Raw genomic sequence first — 24942 nt, forward strand, 5'->3', positions numbered from 1 at the left:
CGGGACGGGGGGCGGCGGTGGCGTGGATACGGATGGCGGTGTTCATGGGGGGGATGTTCCTCGTGGGGTGCGAGGAAGCCCGAGCCACGGCACCGCGCATCCCGGTGCTCGGTGAGGTGGGTGGACAGGTAGCACCAGAGGGCGTGGAGGCACACGTGTGGTCGCGGACCCTGATGGTTGGGGACCCACAGGCTCCGCACGCGGTGGTGACCTCCAACGGGGACGTCCTGGTGGCGGCGACCTATCAAGAACCCATCGACCTGGGGGCGGGTCCCCTGCCCTTCAATCGCAACGTTGTGGCGCCACACCTGCTGGTGGCGCGGTATTCGCCGGACGGGACGCTGAAGTGGGCGCGGGGCTGGACGCCCGAGCACGAGGCGCGGGCCCGCGTAGGCGGCCTGGCGGTGGACGCCGCCGACAACATCTTCATCACGGGCATGTCCGCGGGCTTCACCCGCGACAGCGCCACGCTGCCGGAGGGGCCGTTCCTGGCCCGGCTGGACGGCGGAGGCGCGCTGGACTGGGTGCGCTCGTTGCCGGGTGAAGGCCCGGTGGCGGTGAACGGCGTCACGTCCGACCACCACGGGGGCGCGGTGCTGGTGGGGGACTTCGCCGGAGCGCGCGACCTGGGAGAGGGCTTGAAGCGCACGCCCCCTGGCCGGCACGCGGGCTTCGCGCTGAGCGTGGGCTCCAAGGGTGAGCAGCGCTGGAGTCGTGTGTGGATGCCCTCCGGCGAAGGCGAGGTCTCCGCGCGAGCAGTAGCGGTGGATGTCTTTGGCGACGTGCACGTGGTGGGCGGCTACGCGGGGGCGGTGTCGTTGGGAGACGCCACGTTCGTCACCGTGCGCCAGCACACGCCCTTCGTGGTGAAGCTCACCCGGGACGGAGACCACGTCTGGAGCCACGACGTGCGCGGCACGGATGGCACGGCGGTGTCCGTGGCGGTGGGGGCGGACCGCGTCTTCGTGGGCGGAGGCTTCAGCGGCCAGCTGTACTTCCAGAAGACCTTCCACCGCGCGGACTCCCGCGACGGCTTCCTCCTGGCCTACGACGCGAACGGCAGCCAGCGGTGGGCGCGAACCTTCCCCACCGGAGCACCGATGGTGGCCACCGACGACGCGGGCCAGCTGACGGTGGCGGGCGGCCATGACGGCGGCCTCGCCCTGGGCGGGGGCAGCCTGCCTCCGGGCCTGTATGTCGCGAAGCTGCTACCGGAAGAGGGCACGTCGCTCTGGGTGCGCGGCTTCGCGAGCCCCGGCACCGTGGCCCAGGCCCGCGCCGTGAGCGTGGACGCGTCCGGGGGCGTGCTGCTCGCCGGAGGCTTCAACCGGTCCATGCCGGAGGACGGACCGTCACGGCCGCTGCAGGACGGCTTCCTGCTCAAGCTCCATCCCTGACTTCAGGCCCCGATGCCCTCGGGGTCCGTGGCCAGCTCTCCGCCCAGGTGCATGCCCGTCTGGCAGCGGTAGTCCGTGATGAGCGACGCGGCCAGCACCTTCACGCCCAGCAGCACGTGCAGCGCCGCCGCCACCGGCGAGCGCTTCGCGTACCCCAGCACGAAGGGCGCCAGCACCGCGCCCAGGCCGTAGGCGTAATCCGCCAGCTCGTGCGCCTCGATGGGGATGAGCTTCGTGAGGCTCAGCCGGTAGTCCGTGAACAGCGACACGCCCACCGCGGCCCCGCCCAGCGCCCAGCCGGCCGCCTTCGCCTTGCTGTCACCGGACGCGCTCCCCACCGCCACCAGCGCCGCCCCGCCCACGTAGTCCAGCACCGAGTGCAGGTCCTGCGACACCCAACGGCGCAGCGGCAGCCGGCCGAACAGCGGACGCGACAGGATGCCCGCCGCCGCGCTGTGGTCCCTCATCCGGCGCCACTCGCGGCGCACGGCGCCCTCCGAGCGCGGAGGAACTGGGGGCAGCAGGGGCTCGGGGCCTCGGACCTCGTACATGACGTGACTCCTCTCCCGGCCTTCGTGGCCTTACCCGGAACGGTAGCCATGCCTCCAAACCCAGGCGCTGGAGCCGCCCCGGCCCCACGCCCGCCTGCCTGTGCCAACAATGGTAGGGAGGCTGACTACCCCACGAACTGTTGACTGCTCAGCAAGGGGGCTTCCACCCACCCCTCCCCGACGGGCAGACTGTTGTGCGCACTCAGGCCCTCACATTTCGAGAGGACCGACCGCTCCCGGGCGGTGGGTGCCGCGCCCCACCAACAAAGAGAAGACGATTCATGGCTACTGGTACGGTGAAGTGGTTCAACGATGCGAAGGGCTTTGGCTTCCTCACTCAGGACGGCGGTGGTGAGGACGTGTTCTGCCACCACAGCGCCATCAACATGGACGGCTTCCGCACGCTTCAGGAAGGTCAGAAGGTGGAGTTCGAGGTGACGCGCGGCCCCAAGGGCCTGCAGGCACAGAACGTCCGCTCAGTGGGTTGATGACAACCCGCTCCGGGTCAACCCCAGAGCACGGAAGCCCGGTCCCGCTCACGTGGGCCGGGCTTCTTCATTTTTACAACCCACCCAGAAGGAATAACACGCAATTCCTTTCAAACCTTACACCGTCCAAGGAATCAAGGGGGGGCTGGTGAAAGTCCGAAAGACGTCTGTTAGGCTTTGATCCTGCGAGGGAGGGCGCACCTATGTTCGAAGTCACCAACGATGTCAGCCGTCGGACCATCACTGCCCGCATGAGCGGTTTCATGCGGCCGAACGAGATGAAGGAGTACGTGGCCGTCTACAAGAAGGCCACGGACAGCTACGGCGGGGGGCGGCACCTGGTTCTGGCCGACATGCGGGGCCTGCGCCCGCTGGAGCCGGAATCCGCGAACCTGTTCTCCGAGGTCATCAACCACGGGCGCAAGAATGGCTGTGCGATGTGCGCGCACGTGTCGGACTCCACCATCGCGCGCCTGCAGACGGCCCGCGTGGCGTCGGAAGCATCCCCCAACGACGACATCACCGTGGATTGTGTGTCGCTGGAGGAAGCGCAGAACCAGCTCGCCAAGGCGCGCGTGCGCCTGCTCAACGGCGAAGGCATGTCGGCTTCGCGCTAGAGCCGCTCCTTCCGGGCAGGACGCCCGCGAACGCCCCGTCTCCGGCAAGGCCCGGAGCCGGTAGCCTCCCGCGGAAGACGCCCACCCGGAACTTGTTTCATCCCCTTTGTTTCAAATGAAAGGCGCGGGTGACGGAACCGTCACCCGCGCCTTTTGTTTCATGCCGTGAGGCCTCAGGCCGCGCGGTCGTGCGCCGCGGACGCGTCCACGGGGTGCGCGGAGTGCGGTCCCTGCGCGCGGGGCTGCTTCTTGCGGAAGGACAGCTTCTCCATCGCCGCGAACACCACCGGCACCACCAGCAGCGTGAGGAAGGTGGAGGTGATGACGCCGCCGATGACGGAGATGGCCATGGGGGCGCGGAACTCGGAGCCGATGCCCGTGCCCACGGCGGTGGGCACCATGCCAATGGCCATGGCCGCGCTCGTCATGAGGATGGGGCGCAGGCGGCGGGGGCCGGCCTTGAGCAGGGCCTCGTCCACGGAGTCGCCCTCGCGCAGGTGATGGAGCGCGCCGTCGATGAGGAGGATGGCGTTCTTCGTCACCAGGCCCATCAGCAGGATGACGCCAATCATCGCGCCCATGCTGACGTGGTAGTTCGTGACGACGAGTCCCAGGAGCGCGCCCACGAGCGCCAGCGGCAGCGACACCATGATGGTGAAGGGGTGCTTGAAGGACTCGAACTGGCTGGCGAGCACCATGTAGATGAAGACGAAGGCCAGACCGAACGCGATGCCGAACGCGTCGTTCTGCTCATCCAGGCTCTTCATCTGGCCGTCGTAGACGATGGCGTAGCCGGGCGGCAGCGGCTTCTGGGCGATGGCGGCCTTGAGCTTCGTGGCCACGTCACCCAGCGCGGCGCCCTTGGCCAACTGGGACACGACGGCCACCTGGCGCTCGCGGTTCTCGTGCTCGATGACGCTGGGGCCGTCCTTGAGCGACACCTCCGCCACGTCCGTCACCTGGTGCAGGCCCTTGGGCGTGGCGATCATCAGCTGGCGCACGCGCTCCGGCGTGGCGCGGTCCTGCTCGCGCAGGCGCACGCGGATGTCCGTCTCATCCGTGCCCTCGCGCAGCTTGGCCGTCACGTCACCGTCGATGGCCAGCCGCAGCTGCGCGGCGAGTGACCCGGCGGACAGGTCCATGTCCGCGGCGCGCGCGCGGTCGATTTGAATCTGGAGCTCCGGCTTGGCCGGGTTGGAGTCCACGCGCACGTCGGAGGTGCCCAGGGTGCGCAGGATGCTGGCGACGCGCTCGGCCTCCTCGTTGACGCGCTTCAGGTCCGGGCCCACCACGCGCACCATGATGGGGAACCAGTCACCCAGGCCTTCGATGGACGGCGGGTCCGACAGGGTGATGGCGGTGGAGACCAGGTTGGGGACCAGCAGGGCGCGGGCCTCCTCCTTGAGGGTGCCGATGCTCTTGGTGCGCTTATCCTTGCCCACCGTGAGCACGCGCATGCGCGCCTTGTAGACGTCTCCGTTGGGACCGACCGTCGTGTAGATGTCCGTGACCTCGGGGATCTTCTTGAGGAGGACCTCCGCTTCCGCGGCGCGCTCCGTGGTCTGCGCCAGGTTGACGGAGTCCGGCAGCTGCAACTCGACGATGAGCTGCGAGCGGTCCTCCGCGCTCATGAACTCCACGCCCAGGCGGCTGGCGGCGCCGAAGGACAGGAACAGCGCCAGCACGGTGAGGCCGGCGGTGGTCCACTTGTGGCGCAGCACCCAGCCCAGGATGCGGGCGTAGGTGGACTCCGTGGCCTCCAGGAAGCGGCGCAGCGCGCGGAAGACGGCGGGCTCGTGCCGCTGCTCCCCCGGCTTGTGCGCCTTGGCGAAGCGCGCGGACAGCATGGGGTCCAGCGTGAAGGAGATGAACAGCGAGATGAGCACCGCCACGGAGATGGTGATGCCGAACTGCTTGAAGAACTGACCCACGATGCCGGGCATGAAGGCCACGGGGATGAACACCGCCACCAGGGCCAGCGTCGTCGCGAGCACCGCCAGACCCACGTCCTTGGTGCCGTTGGACGCGGCGCTCATCGGGTCCTCGCCCTGCTCCAGGCGGTGGGTGATGGCCTCACGGACCACCACCGCGTCGTCGATGAGCAGACCGATGGCCAGCGACAGCGACAGCAGCGTCATCTGGTTGAGCGAGTAGCCCAGCACGTACATCACAAAGAACGTGCCGATGACGGACGTGGGCAGCGCGAGCGCGGAGATGAACGTGCCGCGCGGGTCCAACAGGAACATCAGGATGATGAGGACCGCCATCAGGCCGCCGAAGATGAGGGCGATCCACACCTCGTGGGTGTTGGCGCGGATGAGGTCCGACTGGTCGATGAGGAGCGTGGCCTGGAAGCCCTGCCCCACCACCGGCCCCATCTCCGCGAGCGTCTTCTTCACCGCGTCGCTGACGCTCACGGTGTTGGAGCCCGGCTGCTTCACGAGCTCGAGCACCACGGCGTCGCGGGCGTTGAGGCGTGCGGTGGTGCGGCGCTCGGCGACGCCGTCCGTGACGGTGGCGACTTCCTCCAGGCGCACCTGCGCGCCGGTGCTGCTGCGGGCGATGGGCAGCTTGCGCAGGTCCTCCACGCTGATGAACTCGCCCATGGCGCGCACGGTCAGCTCGTTGGGCCCCAATTGCAGACGGCCCGCGGGCAGGTTGAGGTTCTCCATGGCGATGCGCTGGGACACCTGCGACGGCGCGATGCCCACCGCGCGGGCCTTGTCCAGGTCGATGTCGACCTGGATTTCACGCGTGTCACCGCCGGTGATGCGCACCTCCGCCACGCCGGCCAGCTGCGCGAGCGCGGGCTTGATGCGGTCATCCAGGAGCTTGCGCAGCGCCTGGGACTGCATGTCCGCGGAGATGGCGTAGGTGAGGATGGGCGCGGCGGACAGGTCCACGCGGCTGACGATGGGCGCGTCCGCGTCCGTGGGCAGCTTGTTGACGGCCTGGCCCACCTTGTCGCGCACGTCCTGGACGGCGGTGTCCAGGGCGGTGCCCAGCGTGAAGGACACCACCACGGTGCCTACGTTCTCACGGCTGAAGGAGTGGATTTTATCCACGCCGCTGATGCCGGCGACCGCGTCCTCCAGGGGCTTGATGACCTGGGTCTCGATTTCGCCCGGGCCCGCGCCTTTGTAGAGGGTGTTGACCACCACCACGGGGAAGCTGACGTCCGGGTAGAGGTCGGTGCCCAGGCGCTTGAGGCCCATCACGCCCAGCACGATGAGCAGCAGGGACACCATGGCCGTGAACACCGGCCGTCGAATGGAAACGTCACTGAGAATCATGGAAGAGCTCACGCACGCCGCGCGCGAAGAAAGGCCGCGGCGAAAAGGGGCGGCTTGCGGCTACTTCACGGAGACGCGGGTGCCGGGGGTCAGGGAGGGCGTGGGGAAGTCCACCACCTGCTGGAGGGCGGCCGCGGCGCGCACCACCACCTCGCGCTCGCGGCGCTCCAGCACCTGCACGTCCACGCGCTGGAGCGAGCCGTCACTGACGACCAGGACGTGGTCCCCGTTGGAGGAGGACAGCGCCGTCGTGGGGAGCAGCTGCGCGTCCTGCGTCTCCCCCAGCTTCAGCATGGCGCGCGCCAGGGTGTGGGCCACGAAGCGGCCGTCCGCGTTGGGCACGGAGATCTCCACCGGGATGCGGCGGGTGGTGGGGTCCGCGGAGGGCAGGATGGTGCGCACCACGGCCTCGTCGGTGGACGCGCCGTTGCCCAGCGCCGCCACGCGCACCTTCGTGCCGGGCTTGAGCAGCGCGCGCGCCCCTTCCGCCACGGTGGTGCGGAAGATGAGCGTGTCCAGCTGCTCCAGCGTGAAGAGGGCCGAGCCCGGCCCCACCGTGGCGCCCGTCTGGTCCGGGGATTCAATCAGCGTGCCCGCGAAGGGCGCCTTCAGGTCATGCCGGCGCCGCGCCGCGCGGGCCTGCGCGAGCTGCGCCTTCGCGGCCATCACCTGCGCCTGGGCCTGCGCGGCGGCGGCCACGGCGTTCTTGTGCTGCTGGTCGCTGACGCCACCGCCGGTGCTGAGCTTCTCCGTGCGCTCGGCGGCGTCCTTCGCGATGGAGGCGCCGGCCTCCGCGGCGGCGACGGCGGCCTCCGCGCCAGCCACCTGCGCGTCCACGATTTCGGAGTTGAGCTGGGCGAGCGTGTCGCCCTTCTTCACGGCCTGGCCCTTCTGGGCGCGCACCGACTCCAGGCGGCCGCCCACCTCGAAGCCGACCTGGAGGCCCTGGGCGGGGTACAGCGTGCCCGTCACCTCCTCCGACTGCGAGGCCTGCACGCCGCGCGCGGAGACGACCTTCACGGCCGGCGCCGGCTTGTCCTGGCCGGGGGCCGCGGTGGCGGGCGGCGCGGACGCGGCATCCGCCTTGTCACAACCGGAGAGCGCGAGCGCGGCGGCCATCCCCAGGGCGGTGAAGGCGCGGGAGGCGGAGGGCTTCGTGGATGGTTTCACGGGCGTTTCCTTGGCGGGCGGTGCGGGTGGTCCGCGCGGGCTTGGCGCCGGCGCGTGGAAGGCGGTGAAGAAGGACGGGCGAGGGCGGCGGGCGTCGCGGGCACGGCCTCGCGGGGCAGCGAGCCTTCGTGCATGAGACGTTGGAGGCCCACGGCCCAGGTGGCCAGGTCCGGCTTCTGCGTCAGCCGCCCCATGCGCCGGGCCAGCAGCAGATAGGTGCCCACGATGAAGGAGCCGAAGAGGCTGGGGTCCACGTCCGGGGTGTCCGGATGCTGGCCGCGCAGGTGGTGGAACTCCCCGGCGATGCGCTCCACCTCGCGGTCCACCACGTCCCACATGACGGACTCGAAGGCGGTGCCCTGGCTGCCCACGATGAGCGCCGTGACGAGCTCACGCTGCTCCCACATGAGCTCCAGCATCTCCACGTCGAGCTCGGCCTCCATCCGCAGGAAGTCGCGGTAGCGCTCCGAGCGCGTGGCGACGTCCCCGGGGCCCGGCAGGCCGCTGTGGTCGGCGCGGAAGCGGTCCATGCAGGACATGCGCTTCGTGGCCAGGACCTCCAGCGCCTCCAGGAAGCCCTGCACCAGCGCCGCGAAGAGGGCCTCCTTCGAGGGGAAGTGCAGGTAGAAGGCGCCCTTGGACAGGCCGCTGGCGGCGGTGATGTCGCTGATGCGCGCGCCCTTCACACCCCGCTTCGCGAACTCCGCCCGCGCGGACGCGATGAGCGCGCTGCGGGCTTTGGGGTCAGCGGGGCGGGGCATGGCGGACGCATTCCTAACCCGCTGGTCAGAAATAAAACAGTCGTTGCTGAACGGCGGGTCAGGAATCCGAGGGGCGTGTCGGCGGGGGGCGCATGAGGGCGGAGCAGAGCGGACACGCGGGCGGGGCGTGGGGGGCGTCCCGGCGGTGCAGGTCCAGGATGGCGCGGGACACCTCCGCCAGCTCGCGGCGCACCTCGCGGCGGGCGCCCTTCACGCGCTGGATGCGCATGTCGTCGTAGCCGGTGGTCTGGTGGCGCATCCAGGCGATGACGGCGGCCTCCGCGCGCCTCTCAATGGGGATGCGCTCCGTGCGGGCGACGGTGCCGCTGCCCACGGGGGTGGCGTGGCCGGCGACCATCACGGCCAGACGCTTGGCGTGGGGGAGCCACGCGGGGCTGAAGGCGAGGAAGCGCAGGACGGCGTTGGCGAAGTCGACCTCGTACTCGGCCTGCTCCTTGGCGCGGCGCTCGCGGCCCTGGGCCAGCTTCTTGGCGTAGGCGGGGGTGGCGCGCTCATCGTCCAGGGCGGCGCGGGCGTGGACGATGTGGGCCTCCGGCGCCCACACGCCCCGGGAGAAGAGCTTGCGGCCCACCTTCTCCACCACGGTCCAGGAGGGGCCGGCGGCCTTCACGCGGCGGGTGAGGCCGGCATCGCCGGGGGGGAGGAGGGCCCAGCCGTCAGGAACGGCGAGCAGGCGGCCGTCCTGGGCTTTCACTCGGCGGGGGTCGGCCGTGGGGCCGACCGTCAGGGAATCAGGCATGGGGGAGGGTCCGAAAGGGCCGGCTGCATAGCACGCCCCCTCGCACCCTGGTAAATGCCCCCGGAACGCTCGCGCGCAGGCAGATTCCGCGCGTGCGAGGAGGCCACTCTCGACGTGGGAAGCGCTGGCATGTCCCTACTGAGGCTCACCTTCCTCGGCACCTCCGCCGCACAGCCCACGCTGCATCGCGGCCTCTCCGGTCTGGCGGTGAAGGCGGACGCGGATCTGCTGTTGTTCGACTGCGGCGAGGGCACCCAGCGGCAGATGGTGCGCTTCGGCACGGGCTTCACCGTGGACGCGGCGTTCTTCACGCACTTCCACGCCGACCACTACCTGGGAATCATCGGCTTCCTGCGCACGCTGGGGATGATGGGCCGCACCGAGCCCATGCACCTGTACGGGCCTCCCCCCGCGCGCCGGCTGCTGCACCAGGCCGTGCACCTGGGGCTGGAGTCGCTGGCCTTCCCGGTGGAGATCCACGAACTGAAGGACGGGGACTCGGTGCGCCGCAATGGCTACACCGTGCAAGCGGTGGGCGTGGACCACCGCATCCACGCGCTGGGCTACGTGCTGGCGGAGGACGGCCGTCCGGGGCGCTTCCACCTGGAGAAGGCGCGGGAGCTGGGCGTGCCGGAGGGGCCGTCCTTCGGCAAGCTGCAAAAGGGCGAGTCCATCACGCTGCCGGACGGGCGCGTGGTGAAGCCGGAGGACGTGCTGGGCGAGTCGCGGTCCGGGCGGCGGCTGGTGATTTCCGGAGACACGCGGCCGTGCCCGTCGCTGGTGCAGGCGGCGAAGGACGCGGACCTGCTGGTGCACGAGTCCACCTTCTCCGACGACGAGCAGGCGCGCGCGCTGGAGACGCGGCACTCCACCGCGCGGGAGGCGGCCCAGGTGGCCAAGGACGCGGGGGCGAGGCGGCTCATCCTCACCCACCTGTCCAGCCGCCATGACACCGACCCCGGACGGCTGCTCACGCAGGCGCGTGAGGCGTTCAAGGGGCCGGTGGAGGTGGCCTTCGACGGCCTCACCGTGGAGCTGCCGCTGCGCGACTGACGTCCGGTGTCGCTCGGGCGGCGGGCCTTCCCACGGTGCGGAGGACTACTCGACCTTCTTCGCCTCGGCCTTGAGCGCGGAGGCGGCGTCGGGGTCCACCTTCTGGAGCAGCTCCCACTCCAGCTCGGAGTCGCGCCGCATCTGGGAGTTGCCGGCGCCCACCGAGGACTCACCCGTTTCCTTGGCGCGGCCGTCGGTGCTGTCGGCGGCGCGGGACTCGGAGCGGTCCTGGCGGCGGAACTCCACCGCGGACTGGCCGGGCCCCCGCTCGAAGCCGCGCACCAGGTAGCGCGCGTAGGAGGTGCCCAGCGAGGAGGGAGCGCTGGTCATCAGCCACTCCGTCGTGGTCTCGAAGCCGGTCTGCGTGTTCGTCACGGAGAAGCCCTTCTCCTTGACCAGGGCCAGGGCCGCCGGCCACACCTCCGCGATGGGCTTGCGGTAGACGTGCCCCATGGCCTTGTCCTCCAGGTACGCCTGCTGACGGCGCGCGGCGCAGCCGCTGAAGGCGAGGGCGAGGGCGGACACCACGAGCAGCGCCGAGGCGCGGGACGATTTCGAGGGATTCATTGCTCCGGACTCCATGAAAGAGAAGGCGGTTGCGGAATTTCGCCCGGTGCGGGCCTGGAAGCCAAGTCCAGGCGCGTCCGGAAGAGGGTTACCTCCAGCAGGCAACCTTCATTTGGCTAGAGCCCGGCCGCCTTCCGGTGATGCGTCCGGCGTCGCACATCCGTGCGCACGAAGCCGTCCGGGGGGCTGGTGGCGAGGCCATGCTGGCGGGCGGACATGATTCCCATCAGCGACGACAACCCGACCCTGCGCACCCCGGTGATGACGTACCTGCTGCTCGCGGCCCTGGGGCTCACCTGGGTGTTCTTCCAGGGCGCGGGCTTCAACGTGGTGGCGCTGGCCACCAGCATCTGCGAGCTGGGCATGGTGCCCGGAGAGCTCACCGGCCGCGCGCCGCTGGGTCAGGCGGTGCCGCTGGGGGACGGGCTCGCGTGCGTGGTGGACAACGAGGCCATCAACCGCCTCACGCCGCTCACATCCATGTTCCTGCACGGCGGCTGGGGTCACCTGCTGGGCAACGTGCTGTTCTTCTGGGTCTTCGGAAACAACATCGAGGACAGCATGGGGCGCTTGCGCTTCCTCGTCTTCTACCTGGTGTGCGGGCTGGTGGCGGCGGCCGCGCACGTGGCGGTGGACCCCACTTCGCCGGTGCCCACGGTGGGCGCGTCCGGCGCCATCGCGGGAGTGCTGGGCGCGTACCTGGTGCTCTACCCGCGCGTGCGCGTGAACATGCTGTTCATCATCTTCATCCTCATCCGCGTCTTCCCCATCCCCGCGTGGGCCGTGCTGGTGTGGTGGTTCGTGCTCCAGGTCATCACCGGCCTGCCGCAGTTGATGACGCTGAGGCCGGAGGTATCCGGTGGAGTCGCCGTCTGGGCGCACATCGGCGGGTTCGTGGCGGGCATGGTGCTGATCAAACTCTTCGAGAACCCCCGCTACACCTCACAGCGCACGACGTGGCGGCACCGGATGCACCCGAACCACCCCTAGGGCAAGCGGACGGACAGGCCCCCGTCGGCCCGGGATGCGGATGCGAACGAGCGCCCCGACATTGGGGGTGGGTGTTCTTCGCGCCGTGAGGAGGCGGGCATGGGGGCGGACGGAAAGAAGGAAGGGCTCTGCGTGGACGCGCCGCCGCGCAAGCGGGTGCTCATCCTGGGGGGCGGCTTCGCGGGGATGTACGCGGCGCTGCACCTGGAGCGGCAGTTGGGGAAGCGGGACGACGTGGAGGTGACGCTCGTCAGCCGCGACAACTACTTCCTCTTCACGCCCATGCTCCATGAGGTGGCGGCGAGCGACCTGACCGCGACCGCCATCGTCATTTCGCTGCGCAAGCTGCTGCCGCGCCTGACGTTCGTGGAGGGTGACGTCAGCGGGCTGGACCTGGAGACGAAGCGGGTCACGGTGGCGCACGGCGGGCTGGACGGCCACAGCCACACGCTGGAGTACGACTCCGTGGTGCTGGCCATGGGCTCGGAGACGAACTTCTTCGGCAAGCCGGGCCCGCGCGACTACACGCTGACCATGAAGACACTGGGCGACGCGATGCTCCTGCGCAACTGCCTGGTCGACCGGCTGGAGGAGGCGGACGCGGACTGCATCGCGACGGGCGCGCGCAACGCCATCGTCACCTTCGTGGTGGTGGGCGGCGGCTTCGCGGGCGTGGAGACAGCCGGCGCCATCAACGACTTCATCCACGGCGCCCTGCCCTACTATCCCAACATCCAGCACGCCAACGTGCGCGTGATGCTGGTGCACGGTGGCAAGGAGGTGCTGCCGGAGCTGGGCGAGGACCTGGGCGCGTACACGCGCAAGAAGCTCATCGAGCACGGCATCGAGGTGCGCACCGGCGTCCGGGTGAGGGACGTGACGGCGGCGGGCGTGGAGCTGCCGGACGGCACGGTGGTGCCCACCAAGACGGTGGTGTGGGCCGCGGGTGTCACGCCGCCGTCCCTGCTGTCGACGCTGCCGTGCGAGAAGGAGCGCGGGCGGCTCAAGGTGAACGAGCGCATGGAGGTGCCCGGCTTCCCGGGCGTGTGGGCGCTGGGAGACTGCGCGTCGGTGCCGGACGTCACCAACGGAGGCAAGCCCTGCCCGCCCACCGCGCAGCACGCGCTCCGCCAGGGCGTGACGGTGGCGCGCAACGTGTGCGCGGCGCTGAAGGGCAAGCCGGGGAAGCCGTTCCGCTACCGGATGCTGGGGCAACTGGCCACGATTGGCCAACGCTCGGGCGTGGCGCGCATCCTGGGGCTGAAGTTCTCCGGCACCTTCGCGTGGGTGCTCTGGCGCACCGTCTACCTGTTCAAGCTGCCGAAGCTGGAGACAAAGGTGCGCGTGGCCATGGGTTGGACGCTGGACCTGTTCTTCCGCAAGGACGTGGTGCAGCTCATCGGCCCGCGTGAGTTGGATCAGCTCACGCTGCCGGCGCTGCCGCTCAACAGCCGCCAGCAGGTGCGCCAGGTGCAGGCGCTCCAGCCGCGCTCGCAGCACTGAGTGCTGTCTGGCTCAAGCTCGACGGCGGGAAAGAAGAGCCCCGCTGCGCGAGCGCCCGCCCGGGCCGCCTTCGTGCTCGTCACCGACCCGGCCGAAGTGGACGCGCGAATCGACGTGCAGCGTCCGGCACCACCGAACGAGACCTGCCAACCCACCGCTCACGCTCCGGCGCTGAAGCCGGAAGACCCGGTGGCCAGTGCGTTCGGGTCAAGGCGCTGCGCGTCCGCCGATCTCCGGAAAGCGCTCGTAGGTCCGCTTGAGCGTGTCCAGGTGGGCGGGCTTGTCCAGGTCGAGCGGAGCATCGGTGAGCTGCACGACCCAGCCGCCCGATGCCGTGCGCCGAGCCCGTGAAAGCAGCTCGGCGTCACGGGTCGGATCCGGGAACCCGATGGCCCGCGCGGCAGCGGCAGACCAGTAGTTCAGCCACCCGAGGAACCAGGGAATCTCAGGCGCGGGGAGCTTTTCTGGCAGGTTGATCATGGGCAGCCCACGGGGTGAACACTCTGGTCCATGAGACGATCGGCGAAACTGCGGCGCGACTTCCGAACCGTAACCATACGGCGACGCATGTCCCCAGAACGAGCACGCACCCTCAGCAACGCCCTCAAGCAAAGCCGCCGCTGCCGCGAGCACGGGCTCGTCCAGTGGCAGTTCTGCATGCACTTCAGACAGGGACTGACTGCCTGGGCTGAGGAGTCCAGGTCTTCCCCTCCCGTTAACCGTCACGGGGTAACGCTCGTCCCCGTTGCACAGAAGAGGGAATCTCCCGTCCTGCGTCCTTTCCGCGAGCCACGCGTCGCGCTGCGGCAATGCGATGGGGCGCACTCCGTTGCCTACTTCCCACTCCAGGCGCAGGCCGGGAAGCGCCTTCTCCATCCCACGGACGATGGCGAGCGTGCGGCCGTCCTGGCCTACAAGCGGAGGCGCATAAACAATGAGGGAGAGGGCTTTACGCTTGGTCATCGTTTGCACCCCGTGACGACGACATCCAGTGAGAAGTCCACTTCGATAAGCGCGTCTTTGTGCTCCTGGGTGCTCACCCCAATGACGAAGTCATATCCACATGCCGCGGCAGCAGTTCGCTCCTTTTGTATTTGCTCCAACTCCCTCTCAATCTCCCGCCGCTGGATGAAGCCAGGGTACGTGTCGAATCGATGGGTCTTGATCTCCCACAGCTTGCGCACGCCCACTTGCAGCGCATCGAAGCGCACTCCGCCAACGAGCACGTCCATCCCGGGGTAACGGTTGGGTGGGAACTTGTCGGCACATTCATTATGTGGGTCGTCCTCGCCCGCGTGGGGCACCGGAACAGGTTCGCAACTGGCGCGTCCCGTCCGGTCCACGGGCACAGGCGGCACTGGTGGCTGCCAGTCCTGCCCCGCTGGCTCGGGCTTCAGCTTGGGCTTGCGTTGCGCTTCGGTTTCCCGGGATGCCACCTTCGTTCCTCGTGAGGTTCCTGCCTCTTCGGGGTAGGCGTGGCGGAGCTCATAGGCATCCATCGCTTCCTCGATGGCGACGCCGACCACCACCACACCCAGCACGATGACGGCGCCCACGGCAATCTCAGGAGCCGCCAGCACGCAGAACCCGATTCCAACGGCAGCGGCGTCAGCGGAGGCGACCGTGCATCTTCCCGTGGTGTCGTGGAACTCGATCCGGTCACGGTCGAGGGTCCGATAGCACTTCTCCACCAACACGGGCCAAGGCTGTGCAGCCTCACGGACGACGCACCGTCCACCGTCAGTCCATGTCAGCTCCGCTGCTCGCTGGAGGTTGGCGAGCCTCGGGTTACGCACCGTCAGCTCATTCCGGCTCGGCGCCGACGTGGCACAGGCCGAGAGAAAGAGCAGAAGTGCGGCGCAAGCGCGGAGACGCCTCATGGTCACGACCTTTCAATCAAGCGCAATGCTGGGGGTCCAAGGGTCGCCTGACTCCAGCCACGCTGTCAGACGAGCGGCGGCAGGTGGTGCAGCAGCCGCTCCAGGTCCGGCTGGAGCTCGTCCGGTGTGGCGGTGGCCAGCTCCTCCTGCGCGTGCGTGCCCCAGGTAACGGCATACGTCTTGAGGCCCGCGGCCTGGCCCGCGCGCAGGTCCAGCGTGGTATCGCCCACCATCCACAGGCCACCGGTGCCCAGCGCCTTCAGCGCGTGGTGGATGACGTCCGGCGCGGGCTTGTGTGGGAAGCCGTCCGTGCCCTGCACGTGGTGCAGCAGGCCGCCCAGCCCCATCGCGTCCACGAAGCGCCGCGCCATGTCGCCGCGCTTGGTGGTGGCGACGGCGAGCAGGTAGCCCCGTTCGCGCAGCGTGTGCAGGACGCGCTCTACGCCGGGGAAGGGCTTGGAGCGCCGGTGGAAGTTCAGCGGGTAGTGCTCGCGGTAGGCCACGCAGAGCGTGGTCGCGTGCTCCGGAGCGAAGCGCGTGTACATGGCCTCCAGCGGCTGGCCGATGAGCGCTCGCACCTCCGCGACGGAGGGCGCGGGCAGGCCGTGGTGCGTGAAGCCGTGGAGGAAGCTGTCGATGATGTCCGGCAGCGAATCCACCAGCGTGCCGTCCAGGTCGAAACAGATGCCGCGAGGGGTCACAGTGCTCACGCGCTGTTCCATACGCCCTTTCGCGCGGGGCGTGCACGGATTGTGCGTCGCGGCGCGGCCTGGTCCACGCCCGCCGTGCAGGCATCCCAGGCTGGCCGTCGCGCGGAGCGTGCGTCAGAGTGCCGCGCGCGATGTCCCGGGACCTTCCTGCCCGGGCGAACGAACGGTCATGGCGGGTGCGCGGATGATGCGAGGACGTCTCGGTTGGATGCTGGGGGCGCTGGTCCTGTGTGCGGGCGCGGGTTGCTCGCGGCGCGTGCCGGAGGGAACGCCCGCCGAGCAGGCGGTCGCGGACGCGCCCACGGTGTACGTGGCCAAGCGCATCCGCACGCTGGATGCCGCGAAGCCAGAAGCCCAGGCGCTCGCCGTGCGCGATGGCAAGGTGCTGGCCGTGGGCACGCGCGAGGAGGTGCTCGCCGCGGCGGGCGCCACCGCGCGCGTGGTGGAGCTGGGTGACGCGACGGTGGTCCCGGGCCTCACGGATTCGCACGGACACCTGGCGGGGCTGGGACAGGCGCTCGCGGGCGTGCGGCTGGAGGGCACCGCGTCGCTGGCGGAGGTGCGCCAACGGCTGGAGAAGGCCCCGGCCACCGCGTACCAGGGTGACTGGCTGGTGGGTCAGGGCTGGGACCAGAACGACTGGGACACGCCACGCTTCCCCACCCTCGTCGACATGGGCGAGCACCTGAAGGACACGCCCGTGGTGCTGTGGCGCATCGACGGGCACGCGCTGTGGCTCAACGGCGCGGCGCTCAAGCGCGCGAACATCACCCGCGACACGAAGGATCCGCAGGGCGGCAGCATCCTGCGGCTGCCAGAGGGCGACCCCAGCGGCGTGCTCATCGACAACGCCATGGACCTGGCGCTGAAGGCGCTGCCCCTTCCCACGAAGGAACAGCACGAGGCACGCATGAAGGCCGCGCTGGAGCACTGCGCGCGTGTGGGCCTCACCGGCGTGCACGACGCGGGCATGGACCTGCGCACGTTCCGCCTGTTCCAGGCCTGGGACCAGGCGGGCACCCTGCCCCTGCGCGTCTACGCCATGGCGGATGGCCAGACGGATGACCGCGTGCAGTACCTGAAGGACGGCCCCTTCCAGGGCAAGCTCCTGACGATGCGCGCGGTGAAGCTCACCCTGGACGGCGCGCTGGGCAGCCGGGGCGCGGCGCTGGGCGCGGCCTACAGCGACGAGCCCGGCCACCGCGGCCTGCTGCTGCTGTCCCCGGAGGAGTACGCGTCACGCGTGCACGCCTTCGTGGGCCGAGGCTTCCAGGTGGCGACGCATGCGATTGGCGACCGCGCCAACACGCTGCTCCTGGACACGCTGTCGCGCGAGCTGGCTGCCACGGGGACGAAGGCCGCGCGTCCGCGCGTGGAGCACGCGCAGATCATGACGGCCGAGGACATCACCCGGCTGGGCGCGGACGGCTTCGTGGCGAGCGTGCAGCCCACGCACGCCACCAGCGACATGCCGTGGGCGGAGAAGCGCGTGGGCCCGGAGCGCATCCAGAACGCCTACGCGTGGCAGAAGCTGAAGGCCGCGGGCGCCGTGCTGGCGCTGGGCAGCGACTTCCCGGTGGAGCGGCCGGACGTGCTCGCGGGGCTGTACGCGGCGCGCACGCGGCAGGACCCGAGCGGCCAGCCCCCGGGCGGGTGGCACCCGGACCAGCGCCTGAGCGGTGAAGAGGCGCTGGAGGGCTTCACGGTGGGCGCGGCCTACGCGTCCTTCGCGGAGGGCCAGCGTGGCCGGCTGAAGCCGGGCATGGACGCGGACTTCGTGGCGCTGTCGGTGGACCCCGTGGACGCGCCCCCGGCGGACCTGCTCACCGGGCAGGTCCGGCTGACGGTGGTCGCGGGCCGCGAGGTGTTCCGCGCGGACGCGAAGTAGCTACAGGTCCGCCTCGTAGGAGAGCGACTCGATGCGCTGGTTCACCTCCGCCTGCAGGCGGGTGCGCTCCACCTCGAGTCGCTCCAGCTCGCGGCCGATGCTCTCCAGCCGGTCCTCCTGCGCGTTGAGCTTGGTGACGAAGCGCTCCACCAGCTCGCGCTGGGACGCGCCGCTCTTGAGCGAGTCGATGTTGGAGCGGATCCGCTCCTGGTCCTTGAAGAGCTGGGTGCGCTCCTCGTTGAGGCGCTGGATGTCGCGGGCGACGGCCGACTGCTTCTCGCGCATGGCCACCACGTCGCGCAGGGCCTGGGCGACGCGCGGGTCGATGTAGCGCGAGTCGAGGAAGAACGTGACCTCCTCCAGTCCCAGGTTGCCGAGGTAGTACTGGCGGTGGCCCTTGGTGCGCTCGGTGATGACGAGCGTGTCAGAGGTGCTCGGGGCCAGCTCGCGCTTGAAGCGCCAGAAGCCGTCCGTGGTCTCCGCGGGGGTGGCCGTGTCCTTCAACTCCCAGCCGGTGCGCGGGTGCTCCACGAAGAGCACCTGGGGGCGCTTCGCCTTGTTGCGCGCGAGGACCTTGGTGCGGCGCTGGTGGAAGAACTCCACCACCAGGGTGCCCCGGTTGAGCCGCGCGCGGAACACCGGGCCGTCCTCCTGCTCCTCCTCCACGGACATGGCGCAGGACAGCTCCACGGCGTAGGGGACGAAGCGCACGTCGTCGGGCTTGAGGGTGTTGAGCATCGCCTCGCCCACGTAGGTCTCTTCCTCGGTGATGGTGACGGGGCCGCCCTCCAGCGTGAGGCCGGTGGTGTTCTTGAACTCGATGCAGGACATCGGGTTCTTCTCACGCGTGGAGCGGTTGTAGAGCAGCACGCGGCGGCCCTCGAAGGGGCGGTGCACGATGGGGACGAGCGCGCTCTGGTTGCGGTGCACGGTGACGGGGCGGTCCACGCCGTACTCGAAGAGGTCGCCCACCTCCTTGGTCAGAGTCGTCACCGCGGTGCTCTGCTCCAGCGCCTCGCGCATGCCGCCGCGTCCGCTGCCGCCAATCATCGGGCCGCCCTTGGCGCGCATCCTGCGGGGGGCCGGCGGGGGCGCGGCCATGGCGGGCATGACGGTGGACGCCATGTCCGCGGAGCCGAAGGAGCCGTCGTCCGCGGACTCCATCATGGGCTCGGCGGGGGCGCTCTCGTAGGCCTCTTGGGGGATGACGGGCGCGACGCCGGTCTCCGAGCGCACCTCCACGACGGGGCGGCGCATGTAGCGGGGGTTGTAGAGGTCGTGGACGAAGGACACGGGCAGGCCGGCGATGAGGGACAGCTCCACGTCCACCCAGTCCTCGTCACCGGTGTTGTCCACCATGGCCCAGCCCTGGAGGAGGGGCGGTTGTCCCTCGTCCAGGAGGATGCGGTAGCTGGTCTTCCACACGGGGGACTCCAGCACGTAGCTGACGAACAGCTCGCGCGAGCCCTCTCCGGCGGTGAGGATGGACAGCCGCTTGGAGTCCTTCTTGTACGAGGACATGACGGTGGCCAGGTAGAACTCCAGGTCCTTGCGCACGGCCTCGTCGAGGAACTCCAGCTCGCCCAGCTCCAGCACGTCGAAGGTGCGCAGCGACGCGCCGACGAGCAGCGTGAGGAAGGGGCGCACGACGCTGGTCTCCCCCTGGACGACGGGCAGCGACTCCAGACCGACGATGGCGCCCTCCACCTGCGCGCCGCCGACGCGGGCACGGACGCGGGCGCCCTTCACCTGGCCGAGCAGCGCGGTGAGGCTGCCGTGTTCGGGGATGCGGATGGTGGCTTCGGAGAGGAGCTGCTCCAGGGGCTTGGTGGAGTCGTAGCTCACGGCGGACACGGAGCCACCGTTCAGGTCCAGCACGGTCATGGACTTGAGCACGTCGTTCATGTCGCGCGCCTTGAAGTCCAGGTGCGCGGTCTCGCTGCCGGTCACCTTCCCCCGGCGCTCGAAGTAGCCGACGCCGTGCTTGTAGAGGACGACACGGCGGATGGACAGAGGCGAAGGCATGCGTGGGGCTCCGGGTGCGGTGTGACGGCGGACCATGGTCTAGCAGCGCAAGGGGATGGGGTTCCACTCCGGGTGGGGGTGGTGACCTGGCATGCTCCACGGAGTGTCATTCCGGGGGATGCATGCGCGGACTGTGCTGGCTGCTCATTGGGCTGCTCTGGAGCTGTGCGTCGACGTCATCCGCTCCGGCGTTCTCGCCGGAGGCCTTGTGGGCGGAGGCGGAGACTGGAAGTGAATGCGCGGATGGGGACGAGGACCAGTGCCTCGCGCCCTGGTGCGTGGATGGGACCTGCGCGCTGTTCCGGTGCGAGGACCTGGAGCCGGGTCGCGTGGTGCGCACGCGGAGCGCACTCGCGCCGCCGGTGTTCGTGGCACCCGGGAGTGGGCCACAGCGGACGTGGGGCAGTGCGCAGGGCCTTCCGGGCGATGCGATGCCCGTCATGGTGTTCCACTGGTATCCGCGTGAACAGCTGCCCAGCGAGGTGAAGCGGCAGAAGGCAATGGAGGAGTGGGCGAAACGGCCCAAGGAGCGGCACCACATCTTCCCGCAGGCGTTCAAGAACCACTTCGATGCCAAGCTGATCGACATCCATCAGTACGTCATCGCCATCGATGCGGACTTGCATAGGCGCATCCACCGTGGAGCAGGCGGCGGTCCCTGGAACCAGGACTGGCAAATCTTCATTGACGACCAGGGACAAAGGGGAAGCCGAGAGCAGCACTTCGACTACGCCTCCCTGATGATTCAGAAGTACGGTCTCTTTGGTTTGACCATGACCTATTGGCAGCAGGTGGACCTCGCGCCCATCCCGGTAGGGGACTGACAGATGCGCTACTTCGAAGTGTCCACACCGAGGGACCTCGACTCCTTCCATTGGAGTGGGTCCTACCGCGCCGAGCGCCAATGGTTCCTGCCAAGCGTCCTCTGCCAACGCTGTGAGACCTGGGGAGTCATGACGGCATACCCGTCAGTGGACCTGTCCACCCTGCCCGAAAAGGATGAACTGAAGAGCATCTGGCCGCAGACGCGTGCGGAGTATGAGCGACGCAAGGCCCTGGTCCTCCCCTTCGTTCCCCCGGAGATTCAGCTTGAGCCGGGATGCAGGTTGGGACCGCTCGTGGGAACGGCGATGGGCCGGTTCGGCCCCGTCACCGCGATGCCTTCGTGGCAGGTCCTCGTGCGTGAGGACACGCTCGCAGCGCTTCAAGAGGCAGGGCTGGAAGGCATCATCCCGGTCCGGGCGGAGCTGCGGAACCGCCGCACGAAGGAGCTGCCGCAATACGAACTGGAAGCGCGTCCCCTGGTGAAGCTGCATCCTGCGTGCATCCAGGACCGCGACCGGGTGCCCACCTGCGCTGACTGCGGGAGCCACGGATTCCGACTCCCACCGGAGCGCTGGCTGCTGGGTGAATCCATTCCCGCAGGCCTCGACCTCTTCGGCGTGGAGGACACCACCCGCATCGTCGTCTCCGAGCGCTTCGTCGACACCGTGAACCGGCTGGGCCCCAGTGACGTGGTCTACCGGGAGATCTCCGTGGAGTAGCGCCATTGCTGTCAGGCCCCTGGCGCCGGAAGCCGGTCCGTGCGTCAATGGCAGACAGGGGGTTCCGCCAGATGCAACGACAGTCTTTTCGCCAGGGATTCATCGCGTGGGCCATGGGGGCCCTGGTCCTGCTCATGGGCTGCGGGACATCCAGGCCGCGGGGCGTCAGTACCGTGACGGAGGCTCCTCCGGGGAGCACCTCGGGCCAAGCGCCCACGTCCTGGCAGGACGCGCGCGTGGGCGACCGCGTGGAATATGCCTTCCACGCGGACCGGGTCGGTTCGCGCCGGGGGACCAGCGCTTCGGCGGGCCAGCTCTTCGTGGAGGTCATCGCTGTCCGGTCCCCCTGGGTCTGGCTCTTCATCCGGGTGACCCGGAATGACCGCCAACCCCATCCGCATCCGTTCCTGAGCCACGGCTTCGTGCTGCCCATGCGCATGGGGCAGGCTCCGGCGAATCCCCCCGACCCCATCGAAAGCGGTAGCACCAGCACCACCCGCCTCTGGGCCTTCGCTGCCGGTCAGCACTGGAGCGTCCAACGGATTGCCCGCGACGACTCTCCGGGGGACGGCCCCACGCAGCACCGGCTCTACGCCACGACTCCCGGGCCGCTCTATCTCACCAACGGGTTGCTCGAGGTCTCCTTCTCCTCGATGGGTTACAGCATGTCCGCAGGCCATCAACTCGCGCTCGTGTCGTTCCAGCGAGGCTCGGGCACGGTCCAGGGAACCCCTCCTGTCATGGGCAACCCCTGGGGCCCGGGCACCTGGTACGAGACACTGGAGCGCGCCAGTTGGGGTGACGTCAGGAAGCGTGTCTGTCTTGGCGCGGAACAGGGCTACCTGCTGCGCAAGGTCTGGGAAAAACCGCAGGACGAAGTCCGGTGTGATGACTTCCAGGGCGCGGAGGTCGTTGCGCTGGAGGATGCGTTGATCAGCCTCGTCAACAAGTCCGTCTACATTCCCACCTGGCCGCCTCGTGACTACGGAGCCCCCCTCCCCAGGAAGGTGCGGGTCCAACTGGGACAAGCGTCCGTGGTGGCATACCTCGAAGAAGCCCCTGCTCATCAAAACGGTGGCGCCTCCTGGATGCGGTCCAGGAGCTATCCCACGGACCTGTGGAGTCCCGTGCTCCAGGGGCTTCCCATGGAGGTGCGCTTCGACCGGCTCTCGGAAGGGGTGTACCGACAGTCCGAAGGAGGAGCGCGCGAATACCGTTCCGACAGTCGGCTCATCCGCTGGGGCACATGGCTGGAGGAATCCCAGGTCAAGGCCCCGGAAGGTCGCTGACGGTGAACTCACCCACTGCCCACACCTCGACCAGCTTGTTGGTGAGATCCAGTTGCTGCTGGAGCACGTGGTCCACGACAGGCTCCAGTTGCCTCCATTGCTCCTCGGAACTGAGCCCGGCCACGCGGAAGGCGATGATGCCCGCGTGGAGTTCGCAATCCCGCGCGAGCACGATGAAGTCTCCCACGTTCGTGGTGACGACCACCTCGCTGCGCTCGAATGCCAGACGCCAGAGTTCGGGGTCCGTCAGGCCGGCCTTTCCCAGGTGGACGATATGCGCGGCTTCCAAGCCCTTGGCATGGAGACGCACCGCGAGCCTGGGAGAGAGGTTTTCATCGACCAGCAACTTCATCGAAAAGGCAGACTAGGCGCCCTCTCGACGAGACACGAGTGCTTTGCGCGGGCGCCCCTGCGGGCGGGGAAGTTGCGCGAAGAGCACCGCGAAGGCGAGGTCTTCGTCATCCAGCCGGGGGAAGTCCTCCCTGACCTCGGTTCGCGGCACGCCCTTCAACAGCAGGTCTCCCACGTGCCGGACCGCGATGCGCGTGCCCTTGAAGACAGGCTCGCCGCCCAGGATGTCCGGACGTGACTCGATGCGCCGCTTGCCGTGGATGAACAGGCGCACCTGTTTCACCGATTCAGCGAATGGCTGCCGGGCGTCAAAGCTCGCCTGGACGGAGGTGAACTCCCAGCCCGTGTCGGTCTTGCGCCACGGCGACGCATGCGACTCGCGGTCGTCATGCACGCGGGCAATCGCTTCATGGAGCTCTCGGCGCACACTCGGGCTCAGCGTCAGCGCTGTCTCCAAGTGCCGCACCAGGCGGAAGTAGAAGACGTCCCGAGGCCCGAAGCAGTGCCTGGAACGGCCTTTCGCACGGCCGGGCAGGATGCCCTCCTCCAGTTCCTGCCAGATGCGCCGGCTCGGAACCTCCGCGAGCGCCGCGAGTTCCTCGACGCTCAACCTGCGCCAGGGACGCAGTTCTAGATGCGTGCCAGAAATCATCACCATCTCCTGGTGATAATATCGGCGCAGCGTCTGACAGTGTCAATCCAGCCCGGCCATCCGAAGGGACCGGGCCGTCGGGCGTTCGGTCCTAGGGATGACTTGCTGGGGCGGACCCGACACGGCCGGTCCTGTCGAGAAGGACACGCTCCTCCCACACGCAACCCCACCGCCCGCGCGGCTCCACACGGCGCACCGTGTATCTAGCGACCGCATGCGACGCCCCCTCTTCCGCGCTCCCTTCCTGCTGTGCTCCGCGCTCCTGCTGACCACGGGCTGCGAGAGCATGAAGCCCCGTGCCGTCTCCCCTTCCGACGGCACCACCGCCACCGAACAGCCCGACGCCTCCGCTCCGACCGAGGCCTCCATACTGGACGCCGGAGTTCCCAACACGGACACCACGCCGTCGCCGTGGCAGCGTGCCCGCGTGGGCGACCGCGTGGAGTACGCCTTCTCCGCCCACCGAGGCCGCCCGGGCGCGGACACCGGCGTGGGCGTGGCCGGCCATGTCACGCTGGAGGTCATCGCCGTCCAGGCGCCGTGGGCGTGGCTCACCGTCACCTTCACGGATGATCAGGGCAAGCCCCTGGCCCACCCGCGCCTCTCCCAGTCCCGCGTGCTGCCCATGCGCATGGAGGAGACACAGCCCTGGAAGGAAGAGCACCGCGGCCAGCGCTCCGCCGAACAGACCACCGCCGCCGGACGCACCTGGGATGCCCGCCGCTTCCTGGACGACCGCCGCCCCAGCGATGGCCCCCTCCAGAACCGCCTCTACGCCAATGAGCCCGGCCCGCTGTACCTCACCCATGGCCTGCTCGACGCCAGCACCACGCTCTCCGGCTTCGGCGCCAGCGGCAGCCAGCAGCTCACGCTCGTGTCCTTCCGCCAGGGCTCCGACGCCGCGGGCAACGTGCCCGTGCTCGACCGGCCCTGGGGCCCGGGCACCTGGTACGACGTGCGCCAGGACCTCTCCGGCACGTCCTCCGTGCGCCGCGTCTGCCTGGGCGCCGAGCGCGGCTTCGTCCTTCGCAAGGAGCTGACCGGCCCCACCGGCGACGCCCCCTGCGCCGACTTCCGCGACGCGGAAGCCAATCCCCTGGAAGAGGCCCTGCTCAACGCCGTCAGCGAGGCCATCAGCCAGCCGCAGCAGTGGCCTCCCGTCGCCGCCGGCACCGCGCCGCCGCGCCGCGAGACCTTCACCGTCGCCCAGCACCCCATCCCCGCCTTCGTCGTCGAAGCGCCCGCGGGCGAAGGCGCCGAGCGCCGCGTGCAGGTCACCACCTACGCCGCCGACCCCTGGGGCGCCGCGCTCAACGGACTCGCGGACGAGGCCCGCTTCACCCCGCTCGCCGACGCCGTCTACCGCGCCCCGCCGAAGGGCAAGCGCGTGCCCGAGGACGGCACCGCGCTCGCCGGCTGGGGCAAGTGGATCACCGACGGCGGCAGGTAGCGC

The 24942-nt window shown here is 69.5% G+C and carries 23 protein-coding genes and 1 pseudogene; 12 read left to right on the forward strand and 12 right to left on the reverse strand.

Translation table 11 applies throughout. The annotated features are described in order from the left end of the window. Window positions 1-1397, forward strand: a 1397-nt coding sequence (locus D7X99_RS15915) for a hypothetical protein (protein WP_368667766.1), incomplete at its 5' end; no start/stop codon positions are given. A 2-nt stretch (window positions 1398-1399) separates the two neighbouring features. Here D7X99_RS15915 and D7X99_RS15920 read toward each other — a convergent pair. Beyond that, on the reverse strand, window positions 1400-1948 hold the full coding sequence (locus tag D7X99_RS15920; RefSeq protein ID WP_120599907.1) for a hypothetical protein: 549 nt from the start codon (window positions 1946-1948) through the stop codon (window positions 1400-1402). 281 nt (window positions 1949-2229) lie between these two features. On the opposite strand from D7X99_RS15920, the gene D7X99_RS15925 reads away from it, so the two are divergent. Both D7X99_RS15925 and D7X99_RS15930 read left to right on the forward strand, forming a co-directional pair. Then, entirely contained in the window at window positions 2230-2436 is a 207-nt protein-coding gene (locus D7X99_RS15925) for a cold-shock protein (protein WP_120562412.1), read from the forward strand. A gap of 263 nt (window positions 2437-2699) precedes the next feature. Further along, window positions 2700-3053: a hypothetical protein gene (locus D7X99_RS15930; protein WP_233597529.1), complete on the forward strand. Its 354-nt coding sequence runs from the start codon at window positions 2700-2702 to the stop codon at window positions 3051-3053. Window positions 3054-3226: 173 nt separating this feature from the next. Here the strand turns inward: D7X99_RS15930 and D7X99_RS15935 are convergent, their stop codons facing one another. Genes D7X99_RS15935 through D7X99_RS15950 form a run of 4 tightly spaced genes read right to left on the reverse strand, consistent with a single transcriptional unit; the run spans window position 3227 to window position 9037 of the window. Continuing rightward, window positions 3227-6346, reverse strand: a complete 3120-nt coding sequence (locus D7X99_RS15935; RefSeq protein ID WP_121778562.1) for an efflux RND transporter permease subunit — start codon at window positions 6344-6346, stop codon at window positions 3227-3229. Between the two features lie 60 nt (window positions 6347-6406). Continuing rightward, window positions 6407-7516 (reverse strand): efflux RND transporter periplasmic adaptor subunit, encoded by a 1110-nt coding sequence (locus tag D7X99_RS15940; protein WP_121778563.1) that lies wholly within the window; start codon window positions 7514-7516, stop codon window positions 6407-6409. Next, the gene (locus tag D7X99_RS15945) at window positions 7513-8277 is read right to left on the reverse strand and encodes a TetR/AcrR family transcriptional regulator (protein WP_121778564.1); all 765 of its coding nucleotides are present in this window, start codon (window positions 8275-8277) and stop codon (window positions 7513-7515) included. Before D7X99_RS15945 ends, D7X99_RS15940 begins: the two co-directional genes overlap by 4 nt. A 58-nt stretch (window positions 8278-8335) precedes the next feature. Next, window positions 8336-9037, reverse strand: a complete 702-nt coding sequence (locus D7X99_RS15950) for a DUF2293 domain-containing protein (RefSeq protein WP_121778565.1) — start codon at window positions 9035-9037, stop codon at window positions 8336-8338. 129 nt (window positions 9038-9166) lie between these two features. On the opposite strand from D7X99_RS15950, the gene rnz reads away from it, so the two are divergent. Further along, complete coding sequence (gene rnz / locus D7X99_RS15955; protein WP_120593714.1) at window positions 9167-10090, forward strand: ribonuclease Z; 924 nt, start codon at window positions 9167-9169, stop codon at window positions 10088-10090. Window positions 10091-10135: 45 nt separating this feature from the next. On the opposite strand, the gene D7X99_RS15960 is transcribed toward rnz, so the two are convergent. After that, window positions 10136-10657 carry a hypothetical protein gene (locus tag D7X99_RS15960; RefSeq protein ID WP_121778566.1) on the reverse strand — a complete coding sequence of 174 codons (522 nt, stop codon included), beginning with the start codon at window positions 10655-10657 and terminating at the stop codon, window positions 10136-10138. A 216-nt stretch (window positions 10658-10873) separates the two neighbouring features. Here D7X99_RS15960 and D7X99_RS15965 point away from each other — a divergent pair, with 216 nt between their 5' ends. From D7X99_RS15965 to D7X99_RS44275, 3 genes and pseudogenes are all read left to right on the forward strand, one after another. Next, a complete protein-coding gene (locus D7X99_RS15965; protein ID WP_120593716.1) occupies window positions 10874-11647 on the forward strand; it encodes a rhomboid family intramembrane serine protease in 774 nt (257 codons plus the stop codon). A 99-nt stretch (window positions 11648-11746) separates the two neighbouring features. Then, window positions 11747-13150, forward strand: a complete 1404-nt coding sequence (locus tag D7X99_RS15970) for an NAD(P)/FAD-dependent oxidoreductase (RefSeq protein WP_121778567.1) — start codon at window positions 11747-11749, stop codon at window positions 13148-13150. A gap of 48 nt (window positions 13151-13198) precedes the next feature. Continuing rightward, window positions 13199-13342 (forward strand): annotated as a pseudogene (locus tag D7X99_RS44275) (DUF2381 family protein); the annotation flags it as partial. A 15-nt stretch (window positions 13343-13357) separates the two neighbouring features. On the opposite strand, the gene D7X99_RS15980 reads toward D7X99_RS44275, so the two are convergent. The 3 genes from D7X99_RS15980 to D7X99_RS15990 form a co-directional block, all read right to left on the reverse strand. Continuing rightward, window positions 13358-14113: a DUF5953 family protein gene (locus D7X99_RS15980; RefSeq protein WP_121778568.1), complete on the reverse strand. Its 756-nt coding sequence runs from the start codon at window positions 14111-14113 to the stop codon at window positions 13358-13360. Further along, window positions 14110-15030: a DUF6310 domain-containing protein gene (locus D7X99_RS15985; RefSeq protein WP_121778569.1), complete on the reverse strand. Its 921-nt coding sequence runs from the start codon at window positions 15028-15030 to the stop codon at window positions 14110-14112. Before D7X99_RS15985 ends, D7X99_RS15980 begins: the two co-directional genes overlap by 4 nt. 65 nt (window positions 15031-15095) lie before the next feature. After that, a complete protein-coding gene (locus D7X99_RS15990; RefSeq protein WP_121778615.1) occupies window positions 15096-15740 on the reverse strand; it encodes an HAD family hydrolase in 645 nt (214 codons plus the stop codon). 187 nt (window positions 15741-15927) lie between these two features. On the opposite strand from D7X99_RS15990, the gene D7X99_RS15995 reads away from it, so the two are divergent. Then, on the forward strand, window positions 15928-17628 hold the full coding sequence (locus D7X99_RS15995; protein ID WP_233613447.1) for an amidohydrolase: 1701 nt from the start codon (window positions 15928-15930) through the stop codon (window positions 17626-17628). On the opposite strand, the gene D7X99_RS16000 is transcribed toward D7X99_RS15995, so the two are convergent. Then, on the reverse strand, window positions 17629-19653 hold the full coding sequence (locus D7X99_RS16000; RefSeq protein ID WP_121778571.1) for a hypothetical protein: 2025 nt from the start codon (window positions 19651-19653) through the stop codon (window positions 17629-17631). Between the two features lie 122 nt (window positions 19654-19775). Here D7X99_RS16000 and D7X99_RS16005 point away from each other — a divergent pair, with 122 nt between their 5' ends. The 3 genes from D7X99_RS16005 (at window position 19776) to D7X99_RS16015 (ending at window position 22486) form a co-directional block, all read left to right on the forward strand. After that, window positions 19776-20477 carry a TIGR02269 family lipoprotein gene (locus tag D7X99_RS16005; protein ID WP_121778572.1) on the forward strand — a complete coding sequence of 234 codons (702 nt, stop codon included), beginning with the start codon at window positions 19776-19778 and terminating at the stop codon, window positions 20475-20477. A 3-nt stretch (window positions 20478-20480) separates the two neighbouring features. Beyond that, window positions 20481-21197, forward strand: coding sequence for a double-CXXCG motif protein (locus D7X99_RS16010; RefSeq protein ID WP_121778573.1), 717 nt, complete (start codon window positions 20481-20483; stop codon window positions 21195-21197). A 71-nt stretch (window positions 21198-21268) separates the two neighbouring features. Continuing rightward, entirely contained in the window at window positions 21269-22486 is a 1218-nt protein-coding gene (locus D7X99_RS16015) for a DUF6068 family protein (RefSeq protein ID WP_255429389.1), read from the forward strand. Here D7X99_RS16015 and D7X99_RS16020 read toward each other — a convergent pair. Then, window positions 22464-22838, reverse strand: a complete 375-nt coding sequence (locus D7X99_RS16020) for a DUF5615 family PIN-like protein (protein WP_121778575.1) — start codon at window positions 22836-22838, stop codon at window positions 22464-22466. The genes D7X99_RS16015 and D7X99_RS16020 overlap by 23 nt on opposite strands. A 12-nt stretch (window positions 22839-22850) precedes the next feature. Beyond that, the gene (locus D7X99_RS16025) at window positions 22851-23489 is read right to left on the reverse strand and encodes a DUF433 domain-containing protein (protein ID WP_158627020.1); all 639 of its coding nucleotides are present in this window, start codon (window positions 23487-23489) and stop codon (window positions 22851-22853) included. Window positions 23490-23703: 214 nt separating this feature from the next. Between D7X99_RS16025 and D7X99_RS16030 the strand changes: the two genes are divergently transcribed. Further along, window positions 23704-24939, forward strand: a complete 1236-nt coding sequence (locus tag D7X99_RS16030) for a DUF6068 family protein (protein ID WP_121778577.1) — start codon at window positions 23704-23706, stop codon at window positions 24937-24939. The last annotated feature ends 3 nt before the right edge of the window (window positions 24940-24942 follow it).

Origin of the sequence: Corallococcus sp. AB032C, from assembly GCF_003668935.1 — a bacterium.
Lineage (GTDB): Bacteria > Myxococcota > Myxococcia > Myxococcales > Myxococcaceae > Corallococcus > Corallococcus exiguus.

Coding starts and splice junctions, on each gene's coding strand:
- D7X99_RS16000 (WP_121778571.1), bottom strand. CDS start 19,653: ATGCCTTCGCCTCTGTCCATCCGCCGTGTCGTCCTCTACAAGCACGGC.
- D7X99_RS15995 (WP_233613447.1), top strand. CDS start 15,928: ATGCGAGGACGTCTCGGTTGGATGCTGGGGGCGCTGGTCCTGTGTGCG.
- D7X99_RS16025 (WP_158627020.1), bottom strand. CDS start 23,489: ATGATTTCTGGCACGCATCTAGAACTGCGTCCCTGGCGCAGGTTGAGC.
- D7X99_RS16020 (WP_121778575.1), bottom strand. CDS start 22,838: ATGAAGTTGCTGGTCGATGAAAACCTCTCTCCCAGGCTCGCGGTGCGT.
- D7X99_RS15945 (WP_121778564.1), bottom strand. CDS start 8,277: ATGCCCCGCCCCGCTGACCCCAAAGCCCGCAGCGCGCTCATCGCGTCC.
- D7X99_RS15970 (WP_121778567.1), top strand. CDS start 11,747: ATGGGGGCGGACGGAAAGAAGGAAGGGCTCTGCGTGGACGCGCCGCCG.
- D7X99_RS16005 (WP_121778572.1), top strand. CDS start 19,776: ATGCGCGGACTGTGCTGGCTGCTCATTGGGCTGCTCTGGAGCTGTGCG.
- D7X99_RS15950 (WP_121778565.1), bottom strand. CDS start 9,037: ATGCCTGATTCCCTGACGGTCGGCCCCACGGCCGACCCCCGCCGAGTG.
- D7X99_RS15985 (WP_121778569.1), bottom strand. CDS start 15,030: ATGAGGCGTCTCCGCGCTTGCGCCGCACTTCTGCTCTTTCTCTCGGCC.
- D7X99_RS15925 (WP_120562412.1), top strand. CDS start 2,230: ATGGCTACTGGTACGGTGAAGTGGTTCAACGATGCGAAGGGCTTTGGC.
- D7X99_RS15960 (WP_121778566.1), bottom strand. CDS start 10,657: ATGAATCCCTCGAAATCGTCCCGCGCCTCGGCGCTGCTCGTGGTGTCC.
- D7X99_RS16030 (WP_121778577.1), top strand. CDS start 23,704: ATGCGACGCCCCCTCTTCCGCGCTCCCTTCCTGCTGTGCTCCGCGCTC.
- D7X99_RS16015 (WP_255429389.1), top strand. CDS start 21,269: ATGCAACGACAGTCTTTTCGCCAGGGATTCATCGCGTGGGCCATGGGG.
- D7X99_RS15980 (WP_121778568.1), bottom strand. CDS start 14,113: ATGACCAAGCGTAAAGCCCTCTCCCTCATTGTTTATGCGCCTCCGCTT.
- D7X99_RS15965 (WP_120593716.1), top strand. CDS start 10,874: ATGATTCCCATCAGCGACGACAACCCGACCCTGCGCACCCCGGTGATG.
- D7X99_RS16010 (WP_121778573.1), top strand. CDS start 20,481: ATGCGCTACTTCGAAGTGTCCACACCGAGGGACCTCGACTCCTTCCAT.
- rnz (WP_120593714.1), top strand. CDS start 9,167: ATGTCCCTACTGAGGCTCACCTTCCTCGGCACCTCCGCCGCACAGCCC.
- D7X99_RS15935 (WP_121778562.1), bottom strand. CDS start 6,346: ATGATTCTCAGTGACGTTTCCATTCGACGGCCGGTGTTCACGGCCATG.
- D7X99_RS15920 (WP_120599907.1), bottom strand. CDS start 1,948: ATGTACGAGGTCCGAGGCCCCGAGCCCCTGCTGCCCCCAGTTCCTCCG.
- D7X99_RS15930 (WP_233597529.1), top strand. CDS start 2,700: ATGCGGCCGAACGAGATGAAGGAGTACGTGGCCGTCTACAAGAAGGCC.